Annotated in this window: 21 protein-coding genes; 14 read left to right on the plus strand and 7 right to left on the minus strand. The window is 71.5% G+C overall.

All coding sequences use genetic code 11. The features are described from left to right. Positions 1-14: 14 nt before the first annotated feature. Positions 15-482 carry an RDD family protein gene (locus tag ACIQ8J_RS02120; RefSeq protein ID WP_403263878.1) on the minus strand — a complete coding sequence of 156 codons (468 nt, stop codon included), beginning with the start codon at positions 480-482 and terminating at the stop codon, positions 15-17. 210 nt (positions 483-692) lie between these two features. On the opposite strand from ACIQ8J_RS02120, the gene glnA reads away from it, so the two are divergent. Both glnA and ACIQ8J_RS02130 read left to right on the plus strand, forming a co-directional pair. Beyond that, the gene (gene glnA / locus ACIQ8J_RS02125) at positions 693-2,102 is read left to right on the plus strand and encodes a type I glutamate--ammonia ligase (RefSeq protein WP_403263879.1); all 1,410 of its coding nucleotides are present in this window, start codon (positions 693-695) and stop codon (positions 2,100-2,102) included. A 157-nt stretch (positions 2,103-2,259) separates the two neighbouring features. Further along, on the plus strand, positions 2,260-4,155 hold the full coding sequence (locus ACIQ8J_RS02130; RefSeq protein ID WP_403263880.1) for an ABC transporter ATP-binding protein: 1,896 nt from the start codon (positions 2,260-2,262) through the stop codon (positions 4,153-4,155). A gap of 10 nt (positions 4,156-4,165) precedes the next feature. Here ACIQ8J_RS02130 and ACIQ8J_RS02135 read toward each other — a convergent pair whose 3' ends face one another. Continuing rightward, a complete protein-coding gene (locus ACIQ8J_RS02135; protein ID WP_403265169.1) occupies positions 4,166-5,278 on the minus strand; it encodes a HoxN/HupN/NixA family nickel/cobalt transporter in 1,113 nt (370 codons plus the stop codon). 474 nt (positions 5,279-5,752) lie between these two features. On the opposite strand from ACIQ8J_RS02135, the gene ACIQ8J_RS02140 reads away from it, so the two are divergent. After that, positions 5,753-6,124 carry an ArsR/SmtB family transcription factor gene (locus ACIQ8J_RS02140; protein ID WP_403263882.1) on the plus strand — a complete coding sequence of 124 codons (372 nt, stop codon included), beginning with the start codon at positions 5,753-5,755 and terminating at the stop codon, positions 6,122-6,124. Between the two features lie 84 nt (positions 6,125-6,208). Here the strand turns inward: ACIQ8J_RS02140 and ACIQ8J_RS02145 are convergent, their stop codons facing one another. Further along, complete coding sequence (locus ACIQ8J_RS02145) at positions 6,209-6,490, minus strand: hypothetical protein (protein WP_403263884.1); 282 nt, start codon at positions 6,488-6,490, stop codon at positions 6,209-6,211. A 117-nt stretch (positions 6,491-6,607) separates the two neighbouring features. On the opposite strand from ACIQ8J_RS02145, the gene ACIQ8J_RS02150 reads away from it, so the two are divergent. Next, entirely contained in the window at positions 6,608-6,967 is a 360-nt protein-coding gene (locus tag ACIQ8J_RS02150; protein ID WP_403263886.1) for an arsenate reductase family protein, read from the plus strand. A gap of 145 nt (positions 6,968-7,112) precedes the next feature. Here ACIQ8J_RS02150 and ACIQ8J_RS02155 read toward each other — a convergent pair whose 3' ends face one another. After that, positions 7,113-8,018 (minus strand): Gfo/Idh/MocA family protein, encoded by a 906-nt coding sequence (locus ACIQ8J_RS02155; protein WP_403263887.1) that lies wholly within the window; start codon positions 8,016-8,018, stop codon positions 7,113-7,115. 223 nt (positions 8,019-8,241) lie between these two features. On the opposite strand from ACIQ8J_RS02155, the gene glnII reads away from it, so the two are divergent. Next, on the plus strand, positions 8,242-9,261 hold the full coding sequence (gene glnII, locus ACIQ8J_RS02160) for a glutamine synthetase (RefSeq protein WP_403263888.1): 1,020 nt from the start codon (positions 8,242-8,244) through the stop codon (positions 9,259-9,261). Positions 9,262-9,648: 387 nt separating this feature from the next. Then, on the plus strand, positions 9,649-10,227 hold the full coding sequence (locus tag ACIQ8J_RS02165; protein ID WP_403263890.1) for a winged helix-turn-helix domain-containing protein: 579 nt from the start codon (positions 9,649-9,651) through the stop codon (positions 10,225-10,227). Here the strand turns inward: ACIQ8J_RS02165 and ACIQ8J_RS02170 are convergent. Beyond that, positions 10,209-10,358, minus strand: coding sequence for a hypothetical protein (locus ACIQ8J_RS02170; protein ID WP_403263892.1), 150 nt, complete (start codon positions 10,356-10,358; stop codon positions 10,209-10,211). The two genes, ACIQ8J_RS02165 and ACIQ8J_RS02170, sit on opposite strands and share 19 nt — an antisense overlap. 77 nt (positions 10,359-10,435) lie before the next feature. Further along, on the minus strand, positions 10,436-11,650 hold the full coding sequence (locus ACIQ8J_RS02175) for an RNA-guided endonuclease InsQ/TnpB family protein (RefSeq protein ID WP_403265172.1): 1,215 nt from the start codon (positions 11,648-11,650) through the stop codon (positions 10,436-10,438). Positions 11,651-11,700: 50 nt separating this feature from the next. Between ACIQ8J_RS02175 and tnpA the strand changes: the two genes are divergently transcribed. The 5 genes from tnpA to ACIQ8J_RS02200 all read left to right on the plus strand — a co-directional run bounded on the left by tnpA (position 11,701) and on the right by ACIQ8J_RS02200 (position 17,150). After that, the gene (gene tnpA / locus ACIQ8J_RS02180) at positions 11,701-12,129 is read left to right on the plus strand and encodes an IS200/IS605 family transposase (protein ID WP_403263894.1); all 429 of its coding nucleotides are present in this window, start codon (positions 11,701-11,703) and stop codon (positions 12,127-12,129) included. Positions 12,130-12,471: 342 nt separating this feature from the next. Next, entirely contained in the window at positions 12,472-13,737 is a 1,266-nt protein-coding gene (locus ACIQ8J_RS02185; RefSeq protein WP_403263896.1) for a sensor histidine kinase, read from the plus strand. Further along, entirely contained in the window at positions 13,722-14,369 is a 648-nt protein-coding gene (locus tag ACIQ8J_RS02190; protein WP_403263898.1) for a LuxR C-terminal-related transcriptional regulator, read from the plus strand. Before ACIQ8J_RS02185 ends, ACIQ8J_RS02190 begins: the two co-directional genes overlap by 16 nt. Positions 14,370-14,422: 53 nt before the next feature. Beyond that, positions 14,423-15,559 (plus strand): methyltransferase, encoded by a 1,137-nt coding sequence (locus ACIQ8J_RS02195; RefSeq protein ID WP_403263900.1) that lies wholly within the window; start codon positions 14,423-14,425, stop codon positions 15,557-15,559. Positions 15,560-15,656: 97 nt separating this feature from the next. Beyond that, positions 15,657-17,150, plus strand: a complete 1,494-nt coding sequence (locus tag ACIQ8J_RS02200) for a DUF1996 domain-containing protein (RefSeq protein WP_403263901.1) — start codon at positions 15,657-15,659, stop codon at positions 17,148-17,150. An 84-nt stretch (positions 17,151-17,234) separates the two neighbouring features. Here ACIQ8J_RS02200 and ACIQ8J_RS02205 read toward each other — a convergent pair whose 3' ends face one another. After that, on the minus strand, positions 17,235-17,642 hold the full coding sequence (locus ACIQ8J_RS02205) for a hypothetical protein (protein ID WP_403263903.1): 408 nt from the start codon (positions 17,640-17,642) through the stop codon (positions 17,235-17,237). A gap of 98 nt (positions 17,643-17,740) precedes the next feature. Here ACIQ8J_RS02205 and ACIQ8J_RS02210 point away from each other — a divergent pair, with 98 nt between their 5' ends. The 3 genes from ACIQ8J_RS02210 (at position 17,741) to ACIQ8J_RS02220 (ending at position 21,164) form a co-directional block, all read left to right on the plus strand. Beyond that, the gene (locus ACIQ8J_RS02210; protein WP_403263905.1) at positions 17,741-18,322 is read left to right on the plus strand and encodes a rhomboid-like protein; all 582 of its coding nucleotides are present in this window, start codon (positions 17,741-17,743) and stop codon (positions 18,320-18,322) included. A 29-nt stretch (positions 18,323-18,351) separates the two neighbouring features. After that, positions 18,352-19,146, plus strand: coding sequence for a tyrosine-protein phosphatase (locus ACIQ8J_RS02215; RefSeq protein WP_403263907.1), 795 nt, complete (start codon positions 18,352-18,354; stop codon positions 19,144-19,146). Between the two features lie 74 nt (positions 19,147-19,220). Continuing rightward, complete coding sequence (locus ACIQ8J_RS02220) at positions 19,221-21,164, plus strand: hypothetical protein (RefSeq protein WP_403263909.1); 1,944 nt, start codon at positions 19,221-19,223, stop codon at positions 21,162-21,164. Positions 21,165-21,205: the final 41 nt, after the last annotated feature.

Here is a 21,205-nt window from a genome sequence, read left to right on the forward strand (position 1 = left end):
GCGGGCAGTCGGGTTCAGATCCTGACCTGGACCGCGCGGGCGAGGCGGTCGTGGAGGCCGCGGCCGTCGCGGTCCCAGATCAGCGCGGGGATCGCGAGGCACAGCAGCACGCTGCGGATGGCGACCCGGACGATGCCGAGCCGGCCGCCCTCCTCGGCGACGACCCGCAGGCCGAGCAGCCGCTTGCCCGGGGTGAACCCGACGGTCCCCACCGTCAGCACGCTCAGCGCGAGGAACACGATCAGGGCCCAGTTGTTGGCGGCCTGCGTGTTGCCGTGCGCGATCAGCTGGTACGCGATCAGGGCGCACAGGCCCCAGTCGATGAAGATGGCGCCGAAGCGCCGGCCGAGGGGGGCCACCGAGCCGGGGCCGTCCTTGGGCAGACCGAGCCGCTCGCCCCGGTAGCCGAAGTCGACGCCCATCTCCTCGGCGGCCGCGCGGGGCCCCGAGAGCCACGATCCGATTGCTTGCCTGTTGTCCACGGCTCCAACGGTACTGCGCCCGTTTTCGATCACTTCGGCCCGGGTCAATCTTGGCGCGGTCGTCACCAGCCCGGTTAACTTGGGCGAAACAAACGGGTCACGCTTGAGAAATCCCGCCTGCCTATGGTCGGGTCCAGCGTGTGCCACCGCACTGGCCGCACCATCGAGCTGCAACCCCGCCCCTCCCCGGGTGGGAGTAGGAGGAGTTGGATGTTCCAGAACGCCGACGACGCGAAGAAGTTCATCGCGGACAACGACGTGAAGTTCGTCGACGTCCGGTTCTGCGACCTGCCGGGCGTGATGCAGCACTTCACGATCCCCGCGAAGGCGTTCGACCCGACCGAGGAACTCGCCTTCGACGGCTCCTCGATCCGCGGCTTCCAGGCGATCCACGAGTCCGACATGGCGCTGCGCGCGGACCTGTCGACGGCGCGCATGGACCCGTTCCGCCGCGACAAGACGGTCAACATCAACTTCTTCATCCACGACCCGATCACGGGCGAGCAGTACAGCCGCGACCCGCGCAACATCGCCAAGAAGGCCGAGGCCTACCTCGCCTCCACCGGCATCGCGGACACCGCGTACTTCGGTCCCGAGGCCGAGTTCTACGTCTTCGACTCGGTACGTTTCGAGACCACCGCCAACCGCTCGATCTACGAGATCGACTCCGAGGCCGGCGCCTGGAACACCGGCGCGGAGGAGAACAACCGCGGCTACAAGGTCCGTTACAAGGGCGGCTACTTCCCGGCCCCGCCGGTCGACCACTTCGCCGACCTGCGGGCCGAGATCTCCCTGGAGCTGGAGAACTCCGGCCTCCAGGTCGAGCGCCAGCACCACGAGGTCGGCACGGCCGGCCAGGCCGAGATCAACTACAAGTTCAACACGCTGCTCGCCGCGGCCGACGACCTGATGCTCTTCAAGTACATCGTGAAGAACGTCGCCTGGCGCAACGGCAAGACCGCGACCTTCATGCCGAAGCCGATCTTCGGCGACAACGGCTCGGGCATGCACGTCCACCAGTCCCTGTGGGCCGGCGGCGAGCCGCTGTTCTACGACGAGCAGGGCTACGCGGGCCTCTCGGACACCGCCCGCTACTACATCGGCGGCATCCTCAAGCACGCCCCCTCGCTGCTCGCCTTCACCAACCCGACGGTGAACTCCTACCACCGTCTGGTCCCGGGCTTCGAGGCGCCGGTCAACATGGTCTACTCGCAGCGCAACCGCTCCGCCGCGATGCGCATCCCGATCACGGGCTCCAACCCGAAGGCCAAGCGCGTCGAGTTCCGCGCCCCGGACCCGTCGTCCAACCCGTACCTCGCCTTCTCCGCGCTCCTCCTCGCGGGCCTTGACGGCATCAAGAACAAGATCGAGCCGGCCGAGCCGATCGACAAGGACCTCTACGAGCTGGCCCCCGAGGAGCACGCCAACGTCCAGCAGGTCCCGACCTCGCTGCCGGCCGTCCTCGAAGCCCTGGAGGCGGACAACGAGTACCTCCAGGCCGGCGGTGTCTTCACCTCCGACCTGATCGAGACGTGGATCGACTACAAGCGCACGGCGGAGATCGCCCCGATCCAGCTCCGCCCGCACCCGCACGAGTTCGAGCTGTACTTCGACATCTAGGCCCCGCGGTTTCACCGCGCCCGAGCCCCGCTGCCCTTCCGGGCGGCGGGGCTCGCCGCTTTTTCCGCTCCCCCCTATCGGGTGGATCACCGTACAGGCCGGGGCAGTTGGTCGCCGCGTGCGGGAAAGTGGGCGGATTCCGAGTGGAGGGGGCGGCATGGCGGAGGATGTGGGCGAGCGGCCGGCCGATGAGGAACTGCGGTACCGGTCGGGCTCGTTGGAGGCGCTGGAGCGCCGTCCCGTGACCACCCGGGGCATGGCCAGGCGGCTGCCCCAGCTCGTGCGCCGGGCGCTGGCGCTGGCCTGGCGGGTGGACCGGCGGGCCGTCCTGCTGCTGCTCTGCTGTCAGGCGATGTCGGGGTTCTTCGAGGCGTTCGGGCTGCTCGCCACGACGCGTACGATCACCGCGCTGATCGCGAGCGGCGACATCACCGAGCGGGTGCGCGAGGCACTGCCCTCGATCGCGGTGCTCGCGGGGGCGGCCGGGCTGCGGGCGCTGCTCGGGATCGTGGTGGTCAACATCTCCGGCCGGCTCTCGCCGCGGATCTCCCGCGAGGCCGAGATGCAGATGCTGGCGGCCGCCGTACAGGCCGAGCTGTCGGCGTACGACCAGCCGGGGTTCAACGACAAACGGGAGGCGGCCGACCGGGGCGCGGAGGTCGCGCAGCAGCTGCTGACCGACTCGCAGGACCTGATGGCGTGCGTGGCCTCGCTGGTCGCGGCGGCCGGGGTGGTGACCGTACTGCATCCCGCGCTGCTCCCCCTGCTGTTGCTGGCCGCGCTGCCGCAGGGCATCGCCGGGGTCAAGGCCGCGCGGGTGCACTACGAGGCGTCGCGGGCGATGAGCGCGCAGCGGCGGACGCTGAGTCTGCTGCGGTGGTTCGTGATCGACAAGGACACCGCCGACCAGTTGCGGTCCTGCACGATGGCCCAGTTCCTGCTCGACCGGTACCGGGCGATCGGGCAGCGGGTGGACGCCGCGACCGACAAGGCCGTGCACCAGGGCGCCCGTTACTCGCTGCTCGGCGCGCTCGCGGGCGGCGTCGCGGCCGGGGTGGTGTGGGGCGCGCTGGCCTGGCTGCTCGCGTCGGGGCGGATGTCGGTGGCGTCGGCGGGCACCGCGGTGTTCGCGCTGCGCACGGTCGCCTCCTCGCTGCGCGGTGTGGTCGGGTACGGCACGCGGCTGTTCCGGACCGGGCTCTATCTCGACGACTGGGCGGAGTTCATCGAGGAGGCCGGCGGGCACCGGATGGAGCGCGGCCCGCTGGCGCCGCCCGCGCCGGACGTCGTACGGGCCGAGTCGCTGACGTTCCGCTACCCGGGCGGCGACCGGCCCGCCCTGGAGAAGGTGACCGTGGAGGTGCGCAAGGGCGAGGTGCTCGCGCTCGTCGGCGAGAACGGCTCGGGCAAGACCACGCTCAGCAAGCTGCTCACCGGGCTCTATCTGCCCACGGAAGGGTCGGTGACCTGGGACGGGGTCGCGGTCGAGCGGTGCGATCCGCTCGCCCTGTGGCGGCAGACCGCCGTCGTGCCGCAGGACTTCGCGCACTGGCCGATGTCCGCGCGCGACAACATCACGCTGGGGCAGCCGCACGGGGGTGACGAGGCGGTACGCCGTGCCGCCGCCCACTCCGGCGCCGCCGAGGTGGTCGACGGGCTGCGGAGCGGGCTCGACACGCTGCTCGCGCGGGAGTGGTTCGGGGGTGTGGAGCTGTCCGGCGGGCAGTGGCAGCGGATCGCGATCGCGCGGGCCTTCCACCGGCCGGCCGGACTGCTCGTGATGGACGAGCCGACGAGCGCGCTCGACGCCCGTGCCGAGCACCGCATCTTCACCGGGCTGCGGCGGATCGCCCGGGACCGGGCGGTGGTCCTGGTGACCCACCGCCTGGCGAACGTCGCGGTGGCCGACCGCATCGTCGTACTCGACCGGGGGCGGATCATCCAGGAGGGCACGTTCGCCGAACTCGTCGCCGCGGACGGGCTGTTCAAGGAGTTGTGGCAGCTCCAGAACGACCGGGGCGTGCCGGGCCAGCGCAGGGGCGGGGGCGGGTGAGGGGGCGCGCTCAGGCGTCCGCGGTCCGCCCCGCCCACTTCTGCTCCACCTTCGCAAGCCGCCAGTACGCCAGTGCCGCCGCCCACACCACCACGAACAGGCCGACGATCACGAAGCCCACGTTGCCCAGGTCCAGGGTCGCGATCCAGCCGCTGACCGGGTCGTGCAGGCCGAGCTTCTCGTGCAGGACGCCGACCAGTTCGATGGTGCCGATGACGAAGGCCACGGCGATGGACAGGCCGGTGATGGTGAGGTTGTAGTAGACCTTGCGGACCGGGTTCGAGAACGCCCACTGGTAGGCGAAGTTCATGAACGTGCCGTCGAGCGTGTCGAACAGGCTCATCCCGGCGGCGAAGAGCAGCGGCAGGCAGAGGATCGCGTACCAGGGCAGTCCGGCGGCGGCGCCCGTGCCGGCCATCACCATCAGGGTGACCTCGGTCGCGGTGTCGAAGCCGAGGCCGAAGAGGAAGCCCAGCGGGAACATCTGGCCGGGCCGGGAGATGGACTTGGTGAAGCGTCCCAGGATGCGGTTCATGAACCCCCGCGAGTCCAGGTGGGCTTCGAGCTCCTTCTCGTCGTACGCGCCCTCGCGCATCGCGCGGAACACCTTCAGGATGCCGAACAGCGCCACCAGGTTGAGCGCGGCGATCAGGTAGAGGAAGGAGCCGGACACGGTGGTGCCGACGACGCCGAGCGCCTGGTGGGTGCGGGAGTTCTCGTTCATGATGGTGCCCGCGAGCTGCGCGCCGCCGGCCACCATGGCCGTCAGGACCACCACCACGCTGGAGTGGCCGAGCGCGAACCAGAAGCCGACGGAGACCGGCCGCTTGCCGTCGGCCATCAGCTTGCGCGTGGTGTTGTCGATGGCGGCGATGTGGTCGGCGTCGAAGGCGTGCCGCATGCCGAGGGTGTACGCGGTGATGCCGAGGCCGACGCCGAAGGTCTTGGTGCCGACCTCGTAGTGGCCGGGGGCCACCAGCAGGAACAGGACGCCGAAGGCGACGACATGGAGCGCGGCTATGACCGCCAGCAGGATGCCGGTGCGGACGGTGTCCTCGCGGCGCCAGTGGAAGGACGGCGGGACGGTGCTCGCCTCGGGGGACGTGCGGATGGGCAGGGTCATGCGGGTCACGCTCCAGCACCTCGTGGATCACTTCGTGAGATGCCGCGGCCGGTCTCCTGGCTGACGGGCGAGTGCGCCCGTCCCGGCCTTCCCAGCCAGGTGGATGCTGGCCAGTGGCGCCCGAGGAGACGGAAGCTCCCCTCGGGGGTGTGCGGTGGGTCAGGGCCGGGGTCGCGACGCCTGGCACGGCGCCTCGCCGCGTTGCCGAACCGTCCCCATAGCTCCGCTATGAAGACGCTCCGGCGCCTTGCGATGCACCGCACCAGCCGCCGCGACCTGTCCGACCCTGACCCACCGCACACCCCCAGGGGACCCGATCACAGTGGCGAGGGCCGCTCCGGTTTCGCACCGGTCTTCCCGAACACCACGGCCGGACCACCCTAGACGCACGGGAGTTGCCTGCGCAGCTGCACACCTGTGCAGGTATCGAAGATCACATGCGGAAGTCCGGCCCGCCCCTGCGAAGATGCGGGCATGCATCTCGTCCCCGCCGAGCGCGCCGGCCACCGCACCATCGACGGCCACCGCGTCTGCGACGCCATCGCGGCGATCGGCGACCCCGGTCGCGTACGGGCCTGGGCGGAGCGGTTCTCGCTGCTCGCCGACCCGAACCGGCTCGCGCTGCTGCTCGCCCTGCACCGGGCCGGGCCGCTCGCCGTCTCCGATCTGGCGGTGGCGACCGGCATGCGCGACCCGGCCGTCTCGCAGGCCCTGCGGCTGCTGCGGGCCGCCGGAGCGGTCGCCGGCGAGAAGGAGGGGCGCGTGGTGCGCTACCGGGTGGTGGACGAGGCGACCGCGCGCCTCCTCGACGCGTACGCGGCCGATCCGTCGGCAGCGGGAAGTTAGCGCGCGGCCCGTACGGACGGCTGCTCGGCCACAAGCGGCAGGGCCGTGCCCTCGGCTGCCCGAAGGCACGGCCCCCTTCCTCGGTCAGCGTCCGTCGCGGATCAGCGCGCGCACCATCCGGCAGGTCGTGTCCGACGGCGGATGCACTCCGACGAGCGCGGCGGTGGTGCGTATCTTCCGGTTGGAGGCCTGCTCCGGCCGGTACACCCCCGTGTCGAGCAGGGCGATGGCCAGGCGCATGGCCTTCAGACGCCGGTTGTGGGTCTCGTACCACATCCGCGGCCGCCCGGCGGGCAGCGGCACCTTGCGAAGGGGCTGAAGGGACAGCTGTTTCGGGGCGTGCGACGCGAGTACGGCAGCGGTCATGGGCATCCTCCTGGGCGGTCGGGAACCCTCACTTACTCCCTCGATTTTACTGCCGGGCACTGACAATCGACGCTGGCCAGACGGGCTTTGGGGGCGCACCGCGAGTAGCCTGGCGGCATGGAGATCTGGATCAACCCGGCCTGTTCGAAGTGCCGCAGCGCGGTGACTCTGCTGGATGCGGAGGGCGCCGAGTACACGGTGCGCCGCTATCTCGAAGACGTGCCGTCGAAGGAGGAGATCCGGGCCGTGCTCGGCCGGCTCGGCCTCGAACCGTGGGACATCACGCGCACCCAGGAGCCCGCCGCCAGGGAGCTCGGCCTGAAGGACTGGCCGCGCGACGAGGGTGCGCGCGAGCGCTGGGTGGCGGCGCTCGCCGAGCACCCGAAGCTGATCCAGCGCCCGATCATCACGACGGACGACGGCTCCGCGGTGGTGGCCCGCACCGACGACGCGGTACGGGACGCCCTGGCCCGCTAGGGGGTGTCCGGCGGATCTTGTCTGGGACGCGGGGGGCTGGCACGCACATCGCGGGCGACCAGATCCGCCGGACACCCCCTAGGCGCCGGACCCGGCGCGCACTGGTCAACTTCCGTCATCCGTACGGAAGTTGAGCGGGCCGGCGTCAGGCCCGGCCGAGCTGTTCCTCCGCCTGGGCCAGCAGTTCGGTCACCCGGGCCCCGTACCGGGCGTCGCACGGGTGCGGCACCCCGGTGCGGGCCGCGTCGAGCAGGGCGTCGACCGCCGCGCCGAACGCGTCGAGCGCGCCGCTCCACCCGGGCATCACCGCGGCCCCGGCCTCCCCCAGCACCACGACCTCGACGCCCGACGCCGCCGGCGGCGCGGTGAAGCTCAGGCCCGCGGTGCTGGAGGCGCCCGAGGCGTGGCGCAGTATCAGATGGGCGGTGTCGCCCGGTCCCGCCACGGCCGTCAGCCCGGTCACCTCGCCGAGCACCCCGGTGAGCACGGCCAGCGCGTGCGGGCCGACGTCCCACAGGGCGCCCTTCTCGCCGCGCCAGGGCGAGGCGGCGTACGGGCCGCGGTCGGCGCCCGGTGTGAACAGCGAGCCGTACCACTGGGCGCGGCCGGTGAACCAGCCGTCCACGGCTGCCTGTTGGGCCACCCACGCGGCGGTCTCCGTCGCGAAGCGCAGGGTGAAGAAGACGACCGAGGCCACCTGGGCGCGCTCGGCCGCGTCGGCCACCGCGCGGGCGCTCTCGACGCCGGTCGCCACCGGCTTGTCGAGCAGCAGATGGCAGCCGGCCGCGGCGGCCCGCACCGCGAGCGGCGCCTGCACGTCCGGGGGCAGCGCGAAGGCGACCGCGTCGCAGTCGGCGAACAGCGCGTCCGCGGTCTCGTACACCGTCACCCCGTGCTCCCCCGCGAGCGCGGCCGCCGCTTCGGGCCGGCGGCCCCACACGCCCGCGAAGTCGACGCCGGGGTGCGCGGCGAGCGCCGGGGCGTGGGTGGCGACGGCCCAGGGGCCGGTGCCGAGAAGGCCGATGCGGGTCCTGCTGCCGGTCTGGTTCATGGTCACCAGTCTGCCCGGCGGCTCCGCGCCCCGGCCGGGCGAGGGGCGGAATGTGACGGTTGCGGAGGTCGCGGCCGAACGCCGCCCGGGGCGCTTCGGTAACACCGGGTTCACATACGGGCAACGGACGGGAAATCCCGGGATGTGAGGCTGCCGCCACAGACACAGCGCCGCAGCGTGGCAGCGCGCAGGCACCCGCAGCTCCCCGCAAAGGATGGCTTCCGTGACGTTCAAGGCCGAGTACATCTGGATCGACGGCACCGAGCCGACCGCCAAGCTCCGCTCCAAGACCAGGATCCTGGCCGACGGAGCCGAGCTGCCCGTGTGGGGCTTCGACGGTTCCAGCACCAACCAGGCCGAGGGCCACGCCTCGGACCGCGTCCTGAAGCCGGTCGCCTCCTACCCGGACCCGATCCGCGGCGGCAGCAACGTCCTCGTCCTGTGCGAGGTCCTGAACATCGACGGCACCCCGCACGAGTCCAACACGCGCGCGCTGCTGCGTCCGGTCGCCGAGCAGTTCGCGGCGCAGGAGCCGATCTTCGGCATCGAGCAGGAGTACACCTTCTTCGACGGCACCCGCCCGCTCGGCTTCCCCGTCGGCGGCTTCCCGGCCGCGCAGGGCGGTTACTACTGCGGTGTCGGCGCGGACGAGATCTTCGGCCGCGAGATCGTCGAGAAGCACCTCGACCACTGCCTCGCCGCGGGTCTCGGCATCTCCGGCATCAACGCCGAAGTGATGCCCGGCCAGTGGGAGTTCCAGGTCGGCCCGCTGGCCCCGCTGGAGGTCGCCGACCAGCTGTGGATCGCGCGCTGGCTGCTCTACCGCACCGCCGAGGAGTTCAACGTCTCGGCGACCCTGGACCCCAAGCCGGTCAAGGGCGACTGGAACGGCGCGGGCGCGCACACCAACTTCTCCACCAAGGCGATGCGCGAGGGCTACGACGCGATCATCACCGCGTGCGAGGCGCTCGGCGAGGGCTCCAAGCCGATGGACCACGTCAAGAACTACGGCGCCGGCATCGACGACCGCCTGACCGGTCTGCACGAGACGGCCCCGTGGGACCAGTACAAGTACGGCGTCTCGGACCGCGGCGCCTCGGTCCGCATCCCGTGGCAGGTCGAGGTGGACCGGAAGGGCTACATCGAGGACCGCCGCCCGAACGCCAACGTCGACCCGTACGTGGTGACCCGCCTCATTGTCGACACCTGCTGCACCGGCCTGGAGAAGGCCGGCCAGGTCTGAGCCGTCCACTCTCCCCGGAGGGCGTCCGCCGCTGCCGCGGTGGGCGCCCTCCGGGCGTCGCCGCCCACCTGCCTGCGGCCCCCGCCCGGAGGGGCTGATTCCGGTCACGCTGCGCCAAGGATCCGTATCAGTCCGTGGGAGGGGCTGCTGTGCGGCGCGGATCGTCTGGTTGAATGGGGGCATGTCCAGCACCCGGAACCCCGCGACAGGTCGTAGCGACCTTGAGCCGTTCTGGCCGTCCCGTCAGGACCACGACTTCGACCGGGTGTGTTGCCGCGCGATGAACGCGCCGGCCCTCTAACGCCTCGATCCACTCCAGGCCTTCGGCCAGCGCGCACGACGTACGTCTCCTGCCGACGACTCTCCGCGCGAAAGAGCTGACCCCTCATGCCGAACACCCGTACCTTCTCGACCTCCACCGCGACCGCCGACGCCCACACTCCGCTGCCCCTGGGCCGGCACCGACTGCGGGCCGTGGACCGCGACGAGGTGGCCCGGCCGGTGACCCCTCAGGTCATCGACTTCCTTCCGCCGGGCGCCACTTGGCTGCCCGCCCCGCAGCACACCCTGCCCGCGCTGCCGGGCCAGCCGCCGATGGTCGGCTATCTGGTGCTGGTCCCGGCCGACCAGCAGCCGCTGCTCGCCGCGGCCCCCGAGCCGCCCGCCGCCGGGCCGGTGGGCGGGGACGCCCTCGTACGGATCGACTCCGTACGCCGGACCGCCGAGGTGGACGGCGAGCAACTCGACCTCACCTACCTGGAGTTCGAGCTGCTCGCCCATCTGGTGGCGCATCCGCACCGGGTGCACACCCGCGACCAGCTGGTGACCACGGTGTGGGGCTACGGGCACGTCGGCGACGGCCGCACCGTGGACGTCCATGTGGCCCGGCTGCGCCGCAAGCTGGGCGCGGAGCACCGCGGGGCCATTCAGACCGTGCGCCGGGTGGGCTACAAGTACGCGCCCTGATCGGCCTGTTGGGGGCGGGGCGCCGCGCGGTGCCCCGCCGTCCGGCGCCCGGCGCCCCAGTTGCGGTCGCCGAGCAGCGCCATCACCGAGGGCAGCAGCACCATCCGTACGACGGTCGCGTCCAGGAGCACGGCGACCGCGAGGCCGACGCCCTCTCTGCTGCATGTCCTGCGTGACTCCTCCCCCTCGCATACGAGGGGGCTTCTCGCTATGCCGGTTGGGCTTTGCGACGGACCAGCCCGGCCCGTAGAACGTTCAGGGCGCCCACCGTGTCGGCGTGTGCCAGGTGGCCGCACGAAACGCAGTGGAACCTCTCCTGTGTGGGCCGGTTCTCCTTGGCGGTGTGCCCGCATTCGGGGCACCGCCGGGAGGTGTTGCAGGGGTCCACGGCGATCACTTCCCGCCCGGCGCTCTCAGCCTTTGCGTTCAGGATCGCGAGGAACACCCCCCATCCGGCATCGGCTATCGAGCGGTTCAGTCCGGCCTTGGCGGCGGCCCCGTTGGGCAGGAAGGTGCCCGGCTGCTCTGGGTCGGGTTTCGGTGCGGGGGCCTTGCTCATGTTGCGGATCTTGAGGTCTTCGTGCGCGATGAAGTCGTGTTCACGCACGAGGGCGAGGGCGGTCTTGTGTGCGTGGTCGAGCCGCTGACGGCGAACCTTCCCGTGCAGCTTCGCAACGTTCTCCACGGCGCGCTGGTGGTTCTTGGTTCGGTCCTTTGCCTTGCGGCGCGGGAACTGGGCCAGGGCCTGCTGTGCGGCTTCGAGCTTCGCAGCGGCGGTACGGCCGTGGCGCGGGCTGGGCACGAATCCGCCATTGGAGTCGGCGAGGAAGTTCGCGATGCCTAGGTCGATACCGATCACGGACCCGGTCGCAGGGAGCGGTTCGGGCTGGTCCTGCTCCGCAGTCAGCACGACGAACCACTTACGGCCCTCGCGCTTGACGCTGACGGTCTTGACCTTGCCGACCACAGCCCGGTGCTGGTTGACCTTGACGTGCCCCACGCCCTGGAACCGGACGCGGGTGACCGGGTCGTGCGGCGTGCTGTCCCACCGGCAGCCGTCCCCGTCCTTCGGGAAGTCGACCGTGTCGAACCAGCTCACCCCACGGAAGCGCGGATACCCGGGGGTGTCGCCGGACTGGACCCGGCGGAAGAACGCGGCGAACGCCTTGTCGAGACGGCGTAACGTGGCCTGCTGCGAGGAGAAGGACCAACGCCCCTGACGCTCCGGGTCGAACGCCCGGATGTCCCTGAGCTGCCTGGACTGCTGCCCGTACTTGACACTCGTCTTCGACACGTGACGGTAGGCGTCGCGGCGTTCCTGCAACGCCCCGTTGTAGAGCGAGCAGTGATCCCGCAACATCTCGGACAGCGCGACCGCCTGGCCAACGGTAGGCCGCATGAGGAACTTGTACGCACGGATCATCACGGCCCACCACCTGCGGTCGTTTCCCTTGACCATACTAGCCTTGGCGTATGTCACCACGCTGGACACCAGATCCCGACATACGCCGGGGAAACCGTGTCATCCACAACCTGCACGCCCACTTGGTGTTCGTCACCAAGTACCGGCGCGAGGTCTTCAACGACGAGATGCTGACGCGGTGCGAGGCGATCATGCGGGACGTGTGCGAGACCTTCGGGGCTGAGCTGCGGGAGTTCAACGGCGAAGGAGATCACGTCCACCTTCTCGTGCACTACCCGCCGAAGGTCGCCCTGTCCAAGCTGGTCAACAGCCTCAAGGGCGTCAGCTCCCGCTACCTGCGAGCGGAGTACACCGGCCGGATGAACCGGATCAGCGTGGGCTCAGTGCTCTGGACACCCTCATACTTCGCAGGGTCCTGCGGCGGAGCGCCGCTGAGCATCGTCAAGGACTACATCGAGAACCAGAAGCGGCCAGTCTGACCGTCACCCCGCAGGCGCAGACAACTCCGGCGCTCCACGCCTCCGGGCCAAGGATCGCATTCCCGCCCGGCCTGAAGGGCCGGGACTCCCTGCGAAGATCAAGGGATGGTGTCCCCCCAGAGTTCGGCCGTGGATGTCCGGCCGTGGATTCGTCGCGTTCGACGCTAGGGAGTTCCGCGCCGGCGCCCCAGCCGTCGAAGCCCCCTGCCGACGGGGCAAAATGCGAGGTCAGGGGGTGTCGCCAGGTACACCCCGGGGTGGGGGCGGAGCCCAGTGACCGCGGGCGGCCGCCCCGGCCACACTTAAGGCCGGCCCCACCGGCACGAGGGAGACGGGGAAACGATGATGGCGACCAAGGCGCGGGACGCGCTTGTGGCGGGTGTGCGGGGCTTCGCACTGATGCACATCGCGATGGTGGGGTCGATCCTGCTGTTCACGCTGACCGTCGTCTCGATCGGCCTCATTCCCGTCGGGCTCGGGGTGTTCACCACCCCGCTGCTCATCGAGCGGGTGCGGGTCCACGCCGACTACCGGCGCGAACTGGCCGCCCGCTGGTGCGACATGCCGATCCCCTCGGCGTACCGGCCGGTGCCGAGGCGCCCGGGTCCGGCCGGCTGGGTCGAGCGGTGCACCGCTTTGCTGCGGGACCCGGCGACCTGGCACGACCTACGCTGGATGTTCGTCGACATGAACGCCGGGTTCGTCACCGCGCTCCTGCCGCCGACGCTGCTCCTGTACGTCGTGTACGGCTGGGTCCTCGCGCTCGGCGTGTGGAAGCCGATCGCCGACGCGGGCGGCGACTGGTTCCTGTTCATCCACATCGTCAGCGAGCAGGCCGCGTACCAGGCCGCGGCGCTCGGCACCGCGCTGTTCGTGCTGGGCATGTTCGTCAACCCGGCCCTGCTGCGCGGCCACTTCCAGCTCACCCGGTCCCTGCTCACCCCGTCCCGCGAGGCCCAGCTGGAGCAGCGCGTGGACCGGCTGACCGAGACCCGGCACGACGCCCTGGACACCTCGGCGGCCGAACTGCGCCGCATCGAGCGGGACTTGCACGACGGGGCGCAGGCCCGCCTGGTCGCCATGGGCATGAACCTGGGCACCATCGAGGCGCTGGTGGAGAAGGACCCGGCGAAGGCGAAGCAGCTGCTCGCGATGGCCCGCGAGTCGTCGGCCGAGGCGCTGACCGAACTGCGCGACCTGGTGCGCGGAATCCACCCGCCGGTGCTCGCCGAGCGCGGACTCGCCGACGCCATACGGGCGTTGGCGCTGCGCCTGCCGGTGCCGACCGAGGTGTCGGTGGGGCTCCCGGAGCGGGCCCGCGCCGAGGCCCCGGTGGAGTCGGCGGCGTACTTCGCGGTCAGCGAGGTCCTCACCAACGCGGTCAAGCACGCCTCGGCGGACAGCATTTGGGTCGACCTGACGCACGAGGGGGGCGCGCTGCGCATCTCGGTCGGCGACAACGGCAAGGGCGGTGCCAGGGCCGGAGCGGGCACCGGGCTGAGCGGCGTCGAACGCCGACTCGGTACATTCGACGGCATCCTGGCCGTCAGCAGTCCCGCGGGCGGTCCCACTCTGGTGACCATGGAGATCCCTTGCGAGTTGTCCTAGCCGAGGACCTGTTCCTGCTCAGAGACGGTCTGGTCAGGCTGCTTGAGGCGTACGACTTCGAGATCCTCGCCGCCGTGGAGAGCGGACCGGAGCTGAGCCGGGCCTTCGCCGAGCTGGAGCCGGACGTCGCGATCGTCGACGTCCGGCTGCCGCCGTCGCACACCGACGAGGGCCTGCAGTGCGCGCTCGCCGCCCGCCGCGCCCGGCCCGGCCTGCCGGTCCTGGTCCTGTCCCAGCACGTGGAGCAGCTGTATGCGCGCGAGCTCCTCGCGGACGGCACCGGCGGCGTCGGCTACCTCCTCAAGGACCGGGTGTTCGACGCGGAGCAGTTCATCGACGCGGTACGCAGGGTGGCGGCGGGCGGCACCGCTATGGACCCGCAGGTCATCCAGCAGCTCCTGTCGCGCCGGGCGCAGGACAAGCCGCTCGGCGGGCTCACCCCGCGCGAGCTGGAGGTGATGGAGCTGATGGCGCAGGGCCGCTCGAACGCGGCGATCGCCGAGCGCCTGGTGGTCACCGAGCGGGCCATCGCCAAGCACACCTCCAACATCTTCGTGAAGCTGGACCTGCCGGTCTCGGACGACGACAACCGGCGGGTGCTCGCGGTGCTCGCCTATCTCGACCGCGGCTGACCCAGCGGGGCTCCGCGGCCGTTTCGGGTTAGCCTGGCGGAACAATGAACCGGATGCTCACGCCCTGGGGCGAGTACGACCTGACCCGATTCCCCGAAGATTCCCGCGACCCGCTGCGGGCCTGGGACGCCGCCGACGACTATCTGCTGCGGCACATCGAGAACCTGGACCTCTCGGGGAGCGTGGTCGTCATCGGCGACCGCTGGGGTGCGCTCGCGACGGCGCTGGCCGGGCACGGCCCCGTACAGATCAGTGATTCGTTCCTGGCCCAGGAGGCGACCCGGGCCAATCTGGCGCGGGCCGGTGCCGCGCCGGATGCGGTACGTCTGCTGTCGACCCGGGACGAGGTGCCGGAGCGGGTCGACGTGCTGCTCGTGCGGGTGCCCAAGAGCCTCGGTCTGCTGGAGGACCAGCTGCACCGGATCGCTCCGGCGGTGCACGCGGGCACGGTCGTCGTCGGCACCGGCATGGTCAAGGAGATCCACACCTCGACGCTGAACCTGTTCGAGCGGATCCTCGGCCCGACGAAGACCTCCCTCGCCGAGAAGAAGGCCCGGCTGATCCTCACCAGCCCGGACCCGGAGCTGGTGCGGCCCGCGAACCCGTGGCCGCTGACGTACTCCCTGGAGCTGGGCATCGGACCGGCCTCCGGTCTCGCCACGACCAACCACGCCGGGGTGTTCTGCGCCGACCGCCTCGACATCGGCACCCGCTTCCTGCTCCAGCACCTGCCCGAGCGGACCGGACCGGAGCACGTGGTGGACCTGGGCTGTGGAAACGGCATCGTGGGTACGGCGGCGGTGCTCGCCAATCCCGAGGCGCGCGTCACCTTCGCGGACGAGTCGCATCCGGCGATGGCGTCGGCCGAGGCCACGTTCCGGATGTGCGCGGGGCCCTCCCGGCAGGCCGGCTTCCACCTCGGCGACGGTCTTGCGGAGTTTCCGCCCGGCACGGCGGATCTGGTCCTGAACAATCCGCCGTTCCACACCCACCAGACGACCACGGACCGCACCTCCTCGCGCATGTTCCTGGACGCCCGCACGGCGCTGCGCGAGGGCGGCGAACTGTGGGTGGTCGGCAATCGCCACCTCGGCTACCACGAGAAGCTGCGCCGCATGTTCGGCAACTGCGAACTGATGGCCTCGGACCCGAAGTTCGTGGTGCTGCGCGCGGTGAAGCAGGCGCGTTAGAGCCTGCTTCTGCCCAACTCCCGTGAATCTCCTGAGCCGTTGAACGCCCCACCCTTCCCATCCGTATGGAACGGCGCGCTTCAAGCGAAGGAGTTCCATGGGACGCTCAGCACGCTCTCCACGAAAACGGACGACCCTCCCCCACCGGATGATGCTCGCCGCCGCCGCACTCATTCTGGGCGGGGGCGGGCTCGCCGCGGTCAATGTCTACGCCTCCGCCAGCGAAGGAGACGGGGGGCGGCCGGGACCGGCCATGCAGGGCATGGGGCAGATGCGGACGTTGTCGACCATCGACTGCCCCGATGTGGGCAATTCCCTGTCCACCGTGCCCGATGCCGCGAAATCCCGGGTCGACCGCCAGCTCGCCGCCCTTGATACGCAGATCACCGACGCGTATACGAAGTTCGCGGACAACAAGGACCGGATCCAGCGTGATCCCGCTCTCGCGGACACGATGGTGCTTTCCCCGCTGAAACAGCGGCGGACCGATTCCATCGGGCAGATCGCGGACGCCTCCGGTCAGCCGGACCTCAAGAACAAGGGGCTCGCCGCCTGCACGATGCGGGCCGCCGACGCCGGCTCCGGCAACCAGGACGCGGGCGGCGACACCGGCCAGGGCGGCGGGTCCGACCAGCAGAACGCCGGTCGGAACGGCGGACAGAGCAGCGGTCAGAACGCCGGAGCCGCCGGCCAGAACGCCGCTTCCGGACCGGTGCGCGCCGACTTCGTCGACATCCGCTCGGTGCGGCCGAACGTCAGCGCCCCCGCCCCCGGGCGCGGCGCCTCCACCGGCACCTTCACCAGCGACTGCGGCCGCAACCAGAACGGCAAACGCAATCCCGACAATGTCATCGTCGCGCCGGGTGTGAGCAATGGCGCCCACCATATGCACGATTACGTCGGCAATCAGGCGACCGATGCCTTTTCCAGCGACAACGATCTGGCCAACGGCGGCACCAGCTGCCGCAATCAGGGCGACAAGTCCACCTATTACTGGCCCGTCGTGCGGATCCTCAACAACGGGAACGACACGGACGTGAATGCGGACGGCGGCGGCAAGGACAAGAACGTCGGGAAGATCCAGACCCCGGCCCAGGTGACCATCGCGCTGGCCGGAAGTCCGGTGAGCAAGGTCACCGCGATGCCCCGGTTCCTGCGGATCATCACCGGCGACGCCAAGGCGTTCACCAACGGCAATGCGAACGCCAATGCCTCCTGGAGCTGCACCGGATTCGAGAACCGCCAGCTCAAGGACAAGTACCCGCTCTGCCCCCAGGGCAGCCAGGTGGTCCGCACCTTCACATTCCAGAGCTGCTGGGACGGAAAGAACACCGACAGCGCCAATCACCGCACCCATGTGGCCTTCGCCGACAAAAGGGGTGCCTGTCCCGCCGGATTCCAGGCGATTCCGCAGCTCGTGCAGCGCATCGTCTACAGCCTTCCGGCCAAGGCCGGCGCCTTCGCCGTGGACTCGTTCCCCGAGCAGCTCCACAAGCCCGTCACCGATCACGGTGACTTCATCAATGTCTTCAGCGATCAGCTGATGGGGAAGGCGGTGAACTGCATCAATACGGGGCGCTCCTGCGCCTGATCCCGCGCGTCGAGCGCGCGGGGGCGCCGGCCCCGATCCGCCGGACGCCCCCGGGAGGCAACTGCCGCTGCGCGGCCGACTCGGTCAGTGGTGTCCGGAATGCACGGTCCCGGTCTCGACACTGCCGCCGAGCCGGCCGTGCAGTGCCGTGACCACCGGCTGCTCGCCGACCGCCACCCACTTGCGGCCGACCAGATACACGCCGCCGTAGTCCTCCGCCTCGTTGATCCACTCCCGCTGGCCGCGGTCGGTCGCGAAGGTGGCGAGCACATAACGGCCGTCCTTCGTCGTGCAGTTGGCCTGGCGCAGCTCGGCCGAGTCGGTCGAGACGACGGGCTTGCACGCGGCCTTCGCGGCCAGCTGCTCAAGCGTTCCGCTCGCGGTCGCGGGGGTGTGCGGGGACGAGGTGCCGCAGCCGCTCGCGAGGGCCACGGCGACCACGCCGCCGAGCGCCACCCGGACCACCCTGATCACTCGCGCATCGTTTCGCATCACCCCATCCTGCCCCCAACTCCCTTGTATATATAGCGACTTGGCGATTTTCGCGGGTCGGCCGAGCGAGCGGATCACCGATGACCGATCATGGACCCATGCGTGTCCCCACCCTCGCGCCGGCGTACGTCGGCGGCGTACAGCTCATCGCGTACGCGACCCGGCGCCTTCTCGGCGACCGGGCCCGCGAGGACCTGCTGCGCTCGTGCTCCACCCATGTCGACAACCTGTCCGCCGGCCGGTACTCGACGCTGGCCACCAGCGCGCTGCTCGTCGAGTCGCCGATGGAGCTGCCCTACGCGCTGCTCCTGCTCGCCGTGCTCGGCTACGCGGAGTACGCGTACGGGGCCTGGTGGGCGGCCGGGGTGTTCCTGTTCGGCCATGTCGGCGCGACGCTCCTGGTGTACGGCGGGCTGCGCGCGGGGCGGGCCTCGGCCGCGACCCGCTCCGCCCTGGACGTCGGCAGCAGCTACGGCTGCTACGCGGTCCTCGGCGCGCTGACCTCGGCCCTGCCGCGCGGCCCGCTGCGCGGCGGCGCCCGGCTCGCACTGCTCGCCCTCGCCGCCCGGCCCCTGCTGCGGCCCGGCCGCACCTTCACGGACGCGGGACATTTCGCGGCTCTGGGGCTCGGCCTCGGGGTGTCGGCGGCCGTGGACTACCGTTCGGTAGGAAACCGGTAGATTTCACCCCGCTCAGGAGCCGCCCGACCATGATCGCGATTCCCGCCACCACCGTCGCCAACCTGCGCGACCTCGGCTCCACCCCGCTCTCCGGCGGCCGCACGGTCCGGCCGGGACTGGTCTTCCGCGCGGGTCAGCTCGACCGCATGGATCCGGCCGCCGATCCGGCGGTGGCCGCTCTCGGGCTGCGTACGATCGTCGACTTCCGCACCGACGCCGAGCGCGCCGACCATCCGGACCGGGTGCCCGCCGGGGCCCGCCTGGTCGTCGCCGACGCGCTGGCCGACAAGATCTCGGCGTCCGGGGCGCCCGCCGCCGCCCAGCTCAAGCACATCCTGGCCGACCCGATCGTCGCGGAGGAGCACCTCGGCGGCGGCAAGGCGCAGGCCCTGTTCGCCGACACCTACCGCTCGCTCGTCTCCTCCGGCTCGGCCCGCTCCGCCTACCGCGCGCTCCTGACCGAGCTGGCCGCCGAGGACGCGGGTCCGCTGCTCTTCCACTGCACGGCGGGCAAGGACCGCACCGGCTGGGCGGCGACGGTGGTCCTGACGCTGCTCGGCGCGGACGAGGCGACCGTCGAGCACGAGTACCTGTCGGTCAACCCGGCGGTCCGCCAGGCCTTCGGCCCGCTCATCGAGGGCTTCGTCGCGCAGGGCGGCGACCCGGAGATCGCGCTCGCCATCATCGGCGTCGTACCGGAGTACCTCGCGGCGGCGCTCGGCGAGGTCGAGACGCGGTACGGGTCGATGGACAAGTACGTGCGCGAGGGCCTCGGGGTGCCGGACGAGGCGGTGGCCCGCCTGCGCGCCCGTCTGGTCGCCTGATCCCGGACGGCCGCCAACTGGCTTGCAACGTCGGCGAGTTGAGCACCGGGTGACCATCTCAACATTCGCTCGTTTTGCTGAACGTGGCCCCAGAGCAGGACATCCTCAACCCACCCGCCCCCTCCGTCGGCGTCGAGCAGGCCGAGGCCGCGCTCGTCGAGCACTATCCGCGGCTGGTGCGGCTCGCCTACCTCGTACTGCCGCCCTCCCTCGGGCGCAACCGCCGGGTGCTGACCGCGCACGCGATCGTGCAGCGCTCGCTGCCGCGCGGCCGCGGCGGCTCCGGCGCCGAAGCCGACGAGGGGCTGATCCCCGGCGCGCGGCGGGCCCGCAGCGCCGGCGATCCGGGGTACGTGTACGTGCGGCGGCGGGTGCTGCGCCAGGCCCTCGATGCCGGGCTCCCGCTGCGGCGCAAGGCCTGGCCCAAGCGGGCGCAGCTGCCGCCGCTGCTGCCGCAGGTCCGGGGGCTGCGGCTGTTCCCGCGCTCGGGCGGCGCCGATGAACTCGCCCTGGACCAGCGCCTTTCCGCGCTGTCCGGAGCGGCCCGCGCGGCCTACGTCCTGCGCGGTCTTGAGCGGCTCGGCGACGACGAGGTGTGCGCGGAGCTGAACGCCGCCGGGGTCACCGGGGCGCGGCAGGCGCTGGAGGAGGCCGACGGCGTCGAGACCCAGTCGGGGCTGCTCGAATCCGCCGAGTTCGACCCCTGCTCGCTCCAGGCGCGGCCCACCGATCTGATGCGCCGCCGCCAGCACACCCGGGCCGCGCTCGCCGCCGTCGCCGCGCTGGTGGTGTGCGGGGCGCTGCTCGGTCTGCCGGACGGCGGCTGGGGACCCGACGGCGCGGCCGCGCCCCCGTACGCGCAGAACCCCGCCGCCGAGGCGGCACTCGACCCCGGCCATCTGCTGCGGGTCGAGCCCACGGCCTGGTCGCGTTCGGTGCGTACGGACTTCTCCGTCTGGCCGGCCCGGGGTGATCTCACCGGCGACTCGGCGCTGCTGCGGCGGGCGCTCGCCGTGTGGGCGCGGCCGGGCGAGTCCGTGCAGGTGGCGGCGACGCCGGGCACGCCGTCGGGTCCGCCCATGGGCGCGCCCCAGCTCCTGTTCGCGGGCGAGGTCGACCGGGCCAGGGTGGTGCTCCTGTACGACGGGCTGCGGGTCGCCCGCTACGCCGAGCCGCGCGACGGCACCTCGGGCGCCGCGCTCGACTTCGCGCGGGTCGACGCCGCCGACGCCGCCTCCGCGAGCGCGCTCGTGGTCGGCCGGACCGACGGCAACGTCCGCTACCTCACCGCCCCCTGGGTCCACGAGGCCTCGGTACGCGATCTGCTCACCCCGGACGCCGCCGCCCGGCCGCTGCACCGGGACGGGAACGGGGTGACCGATCCCGTCGTCTCGCCTTTGCAGGCCCGCACCTGCACGTCCTGGCAGGCGCTGGAGTTCCACGACGACAGCGGGGTGCGGCTCTTCAGCGATCTGGGCGAGCTCGCCCCGGCCCGGCTGACCTGGGGGCCGCCCGCCGACGCCCGCGATGTCGGCGACCGCTCGGCGCGCGAGGGCTGGGCTCGTACCGCCTGTCTGCTGCCCACCGTCCACTCGCACGGCGTACGCACGGTCAACGACTGGCAGTTCGCCAGGCAGTCGCTGCCCGAGAGCAACGGCACCGCCGACTGGATCTGCACCCGGGCCGAGACCTGGCGGGGCGCGGGCAGCCGGGTGTTCGCCCAGTTCCAGGCCCCGACGGCGAAGCCTGCTCCGGGCGCGATCGCGGCCCGTGCCGAGAACTCCCCGGCCTGCGGGCTGCGCGAGGCGCGGGTGCTCGCCGGGGTACTGTGGAAGTCGCGCGGCGGAAACTGGTTCGTGCTCGCGGCGGGCAGCGAGCAGGTGTCCTCGGTGACCCTGTCCGGCGGGGTCACCGGCAGCGAGCACGGCAACCTGCTGGCCGTACGGGCCAAGGAGGGGGCGCGGGCCGAGCTCAACGGGCGGCTCGCGGACGGGAGTCCGATCACCGCCCTGCACTGAGAGCCCGCGTCCGGGCTCCGGCCAACAATCCGGCGCACACC

The sequence above is a fragment of the Streptomyces sp. NPDC094147 genome, from assembly GCF_044764265.1.
Taxonomy (GTDB): domain Bacteria; phylum Actinomycetota; class Actinomycetes; order Streptomycetales; family Streptomycetaceae; genus Streptomyces.